Source organism: Arthrobacter sp. HMWF013 (assembly GCF_003061105.1).
In the GTDB taxonomy this organism is placed as follows: domain Bacteria; phylum Actinomycetota; class Actinomycetes; order Actinomycetales; family Micrococcaceae; genus Arthrobacter.
Genome location: NZ_QAIQ01000148.1, coordinates 1 through 3125 on the forward strand (window position 1 = coordinate 1; position 3125 = coordinate 3125).

Genomic DNA, 3125 nt, shown 5'->3' on the forward strand with positions numbered 1-3125 from the left:
ACGTGGAGGACCTGATCGCGGACCTGGAGAAGGCCTTCACTTTCCTGAAATAAAGCGACACCGGGAGCCCTGGCTTTCTTCAAGAAAGTTAGCTAGGGTTCCGGTATGCCTCTTCGTTCAGACTGGTCCCAGCGCACCTGCAGCATGGCCCGCGGCCTCGACATCCTGGGCGACCCGTGGTCCGTCCTGGTGCTCCGCGAGGTCTTTTTCGGCAACGGCCGCTTCGACGCCATGAAGTACCGGCTCGCCGTGGCGGACTCCGTGCTCACCAAGCGCCTCGCGGGCCTGGTGGAGGCGGGGCTGCTCAGCAAAAGAGCGTACGACGACGGCGGCCGCACCCGGCACGAATACGTTCTCACGCCCAGCGGTGAGGACACCCTCCCCGTGCTGAACGCCGTCGCGATCTGGTCCGAGAAGCACCTCCGCGCGCCGTCGGACACCGCCCACATGTTTGTGGTTCACTCCGGCTGCGGCCGGCGCACCAGCTCGGCGGACACCTGCACCAGCTGCGGCCAGCGCCTCACCGCGGCCAACACCAGCTGGCACAGCCTCACCCGGACGCCGGCCCCTGTCCAGTTGGCCACCGCAGCATCCCGGGCCACCACAGCACAACAGAACGGACCCGCAGCATGAGCGCTCCCACCACTCCGGCGGCACGAAGGAAGAGGCTGCACCCCGCGTGGATCGTTGCAGCGGTAGCCTTCCTGGCGCTCGTTGGAGCTGCGGGATTCCGGGCTGCCCCCGGTGTGCTGATGGTGCCACTGCAGGAGGAATTCGGCTGGTCCACCACGGTGCTTTCAGCGGCCGTCAGCATCAACCTGGTCCTGTTCGGCCTCACAGCCCCGTTCGCCGCGGCCCTGATGGAGCGCTTCGGTATCCGTGCCGTCACCGCCACCGCGCTGGTGCTGATCGGTGCGGGCAGCGCGCTCACCGTCCTGGTCAACCAGTCGTGGCAGATCCTGCTGACCTGGGGTCTGCTCATCGGACTGGGGACGGGATCCATGGCCCTTGTCTTTGCCGCCACGATCGCCAATACCTGGTTTTCCAAGAGCCGGGGGCTGGTGATCGGCATCCTGACCGCCGGCAGCGCCGCCGGCCAGCTGGTGTTCCTGCCCTTCATCGCCATGCTCGCCCAGGACCCCGGCTGGCGGGAGGCATCACTGCTGATCGCGGCCGGTGCCCTCGCCGTGGTCCCACTGGTGCTGAAGTTCCTCAAGAACTCACCGGCCGACGTCGGCGCCCTGCCTTACGGTGAAACGGCACCTGTGGGGGATTCGGCTGTGCCGGTTCAGGCTCCCGCTGACAGCGGGCGGAGCAGGAATGCCGCCGTCCGTGCCCTGCAGGTCCTCAAGCGTGCCAGCAAGGTGCGCACGTTCTGGGCGTTGGTGGCGGGTTTCGCAATCTGCGGAGCCACCACCAACGGGCTGATCGGCACCCACTTCATCCCCTCGGCCCATGACCACGGCATGCCCCAGACCACGGCAGCCGGGCTGCTCGCCGTCGTCGGGATCTTCGACATCGTGGGAACCATCGCCTCCGGCTGGCTGACCGACCGCTACAACCCGCGGGTCCTTCTTGCCGTGTACTACCAGTTCCGGGGGATCGGCCTGCTGGTCCTGCCGCTGCTGCTGAGCGCCACGGTGGAGCCCAGCATGATCGTCTTTGTGGTGATCTACGGCCTGGACTGGGTGGCCACCGTGCCGCCCACCGCGGCGATCTGCCGCGAGACGTTCGGCGCAGACGGCAGCGTGGTGTTCGGCTGGGTATTTGCCGCCCACCAGCTGGGTGCCGCTGCGGCTGCCCTGGGCGCAGGCGCCATCCGCGACGCCACCGGCCAGTACACCTACGCCTGGTTCGGTGCCGCCGCCATGTGCACCATCGCCGCCGTGATCAGCGCCACCATCCGCAAGGACAAGGCCGCCAAGGAGCCTGTGCCGGCCGGAGTCGCATAGCGCGCAGCCAGCCATCCTCAGGCCCGCTGGGACGGCATGTCGCATCAGAGCCAGCTAAAACCGGCGCGACATGCCGTCCCGCGGGCTAGTTGGCGGTCCCGATGCGCAGCGTCAGCGTGCGGGCCTCCGGGCGGAGCGCGAAGTCCGGCCAGACATCCGGGCCGCAGGCCCGCGAACCCAGTCCGTGCTGGGCCGCATCGAGGTAGAGGTAGCTGTGCCCACTTTGCGGCAGCTCGTGGGGATGGGCCGCGGAGCTGACCTCCTGGGCCGTGTGACGGGCCAGCGTGAAGCCGGGCCGGCGTCCGCGGGCATCCGGTACGGCGTCGATCCGCAGCCAGGGCGCACCGGCGTTGTTCAGCTCAAGTGAACGCAGGGCACTGCGGTGCCCGCTCTCCTGGGGCTTCGCGTACGGCACGGTGAGCTCGTCGATTGCCGCGGAGTACCGGCCAACCAGTGCAGCGTGCATGCTGTCCGGGTACGATTCCCGCGGCCCGGCACCGAACCAGGAGACGCCGTCGACGGATGCGGGCAGATCGAACCTGACGCCGATGCGCGGGAACACCATGTCCCACCCCGCGCTGGGAATGATCTCCAGGCGCAGCCACAGCTCGCCGTCCGCCTGCTGCCACTGCTCCTCAACAGTCACCGAGTCGGCCCTGTCAGCGGCGGCATACCGCGTCCTGACCAGGACGCTCCCGGCCCCGGCTGAAACGGAATCCACGCGGGCGGTCAGGCGGTCCAGGCCCGCTTTCCGCCAGGCCGAGGCCGACGACGGAGCGGGCACGCCCTTTCCGTTGTTCAACCACGGATCGGCCAGGTCGTAGCTGCCGAAACCGGCCCCGGAGTCGTTGTCCGTGGGGGCGCGCCACAATTCAAGCCGTGGTCCGGCTGCAGGCAAACCGCCCAGCGAAACGAGGCGGCCCTCCTCGAAGCCAGCGGGTCCAAGAGCCGTTGTGCCTGCCGGCAGGGAAGTCCTGCCGGCCGTGGCCACCGGACGCGGTGCCTGTACGGGTGGCACGGGCACCGAAAGATCCAACTGGGCGGCCGAAATCACGTGCCCGGCCGGTGCCCAGTCCGTGTCCTTGCGCAGCACGGCTTCGACGGTCAGCCAGTGCTCTCCCTGACCGGGGGCGGCGAACTCCGGCAGCCCCACGCGAACGGATTCACCGGCGG

At 68.9% G+C, this 3125-nt stretch carries 3 protein-coding genes; 2 read left to right on the forward strand and 1 reads right to left on the reverse strand.

The window, feature by feature from the left end; genetic code table 11:
• Positions 1–105: 105 nt before the first annotated feature.
• Positions 106–633, forward strand: a complete 528-nt coding sequence (locus DBR22_RS06915) for a winged helix-turn-helix transcriptional regulator (RefSeq protein WP_108598397.1) — start codon at positions 106–108, stop codon at positions 631–633.
• Positions 630–1952, forward strand: a complete 1323-nt coding sequence (locus tag DBR22_RS06920; protein WP_108598398.1) for an MFS transporter — start codon at positions 630–632, stop codon at positions 1950–1952. Before DBR22_RS06915 ends, DBR22_RS06920 begins: the two co-directional genes overlap by 4 nt.
• Positions 1953–2037: 85 nt before the next feature.
• On the opposite strand, the gene DBR22_RS24360 is transcribed toward DBR22_RS06920, so the two are convergent.
• Positions 2038–3125, reverse strand: a 1088-nt coding sequence (locus DBR22_RS24360) for a beta-galactosidase small subunit family protein (protein ID WP_258229073.1), incomplete at its 5' end; no start/stop codon positions are given.